This is a genomic window from Planococcus sp. RAB007_Raresut, from assembly GCF_057369535.1.
In genome coordinates this window covers 1-244 of the sequence record NZ_JBXYIF010000237.1, presented here as the reverse complement: position 1 = coordinate 244, position 244 = coordinate 1, and the positions used below count along the sequence as shown (strand labels likewise).

1 protein-coding gene is annotated in these 244 nt (G+C 50.8%); it reads right to left on the bottom strand.

From position 1 onward, the window contains the following. Positions 1-244: Holliday junction branch migration protein RuvA (gene ruvA, locus AC2Q9J_RS18400; protein WP_499042171.1), on the bottom strand; the 244-nt coding region annotated here is incomplete at both ends.

The window sequence follows — 244 nt, the reverse complement described above, 5'->3', positions numbered from 1 at the left end:
CCCTTTCAAGTCGAGCGCCATCTGTTTGGCTGACTTCTTCCCGACTCCCGGGAATTTCGTTAAATATTTCTCATTCTCGGTTTCAATCGCATCGATCAATGCGTCGATATCGCCGGACGCGACGATGGCAAGCGCACCTTTTGGTCCAATCCCGCTCACGCTAAGGAGTTTATTGAACAGCTCACGCTCGCGACGTGACCGGAAACCGTATAATGTCTGTTGGTCTTCACGCACATAATGATGC